Origin of the sequence: Vibrio sp. 10N.222.48.A3 (genome assembly GCF_041475345.1) — a bacterium.
Classification (GTDB): Bacteria; Pseudomonadota; Gammaproteobacteria; order Enterobacterales; family Vibrionaceae; genus Vibrio; species Vibrio tasmaniensis_A.
Genome location: NZ_JBFRVX010000691.1, coordinates 1,213 through 2,497 on the forward strand (window position 1 = coordinate 1,213; position 1,285 = coordinate 2,497).

General features: G+C 46.5%; 1 protein-coding gene and 1 pseudogene. One reads left to right on the forward strand and one right to left on the reverse strand.

What is annotated here, in order from left to right; translation table 11 throughout:
* Window positions 1-227: pseudogene (locus AB4653_RS18480) on the reverse strand (AraC family transcriptional regulator); the annotation flags it as partial.
* Between the two features lie 169 nt (window positions 228-396).
* Here AB4653_RS18480 and AB4653_RS18485 point away from each other — a divergent pair.
* Window positions 397-1,285, forward strand: an 889-nt coding sequence (locus AB4653_RS18485; RefSeq protein WP_372104945.1) for a DUF2804 domain-containing protein, incomplete at its 3' end; no start/stop codon positions are given.

The window sequence follows — 1,285 nt, forward strand, 5'->3', positions numbered from 1 at the left end:
CCATCGTGAGGAAAGCTCTGATTCGCCGCGCTAAATAACGAAAGTTTGTCAGCGTAAGTCAGCTTTCCATTCGGGTCTCGCCAATCCATGTTCGGCAAACCCACATCATTGAGTAGCCTTTCAATATCGAGACCTCGTTGCTCTAACGTATTCAACAGCAGCGCGATATCTAATGTACCCAATTGATGCCGATGTCCGGTCGGCTTATACTCCGCGATAATCTCCAATCGTCTCTCCTTATATCGAGCCCATTCCCATCAACATGACTACTCAGCTTCAACAACACTACTGACAAAATCGTGATTGGTAACGCGCTCTTGTCCGAATATGACCTCCCAATTCTACGCTACTCATCGCACAATGGCTTTAGTTGTTAAATTTATGTGAACTATCGCAATGATAAAAACGAATCCTGCTCCACACAGTTTGATTGATTCTAATGGTCAGCCGATCATTGGACATTTCGATGGCATCCCCAAGCACCTGAACATCGAGAGCTTTGACTACCGAAACTCGATGGATTCAAAAGCAAACTCTTGGCAGAAGCACCTCCACTACAAACAATTCCAATTTGTCAGCATTGTCACCGACACGCACATTATTGGTGTCGCTATCGCGGATATTCGCTACTTAGGCTCGGCATTTTGTTATCTGTACGATATTGAAAACAACCATCTAGAAGAGTCATCTTGGTTGAGGCCATTAGGGTTTGATAAACAAGTTACCGCTTCGCCATTTGACGGCACGACAAACATTGCAGGCCAAAGCATCACCTTTAATATTGAAGGCGGGCAATGGCAAGTTCACTTGAATACCAAACTCATTAAGGCCGATATCGCTTTAGAGCCTAAAGCCGACAGCTTGCCCTTGGCGATGTGCAGCCCAACGGGTTATTCAGGTTGGACTTACACTCAAAAGCACAATGCTTTGCGCATCAGCGGTGAAATCCAAATCAAAGGAGAATCACTCGTTCTCCAACAAGCTCGTGCCGGTTATGACTTTTCAGCGGGCTACATGAGACGTGAAACCAGCTGGCGCTGGGCAAGCATCAACACGCAATCCAATGGCACAGATATTGGCCTAAACCTCGCGGCGGGCGTGAATGAAACCGGAGGCTGCGAAAACGTGTTATGGGTCAATGGAACCAGACACTTGCTTAACCCGGTACAGTTTACGTTCAGTCGCCAAGACACGAACTTGCCTTGGCAGATAACATCACAAGATGGACGTATAAACCTGACCTTTACGCCCTTAAATAACCGCAGCGAAAAGCTCAATTTATGGC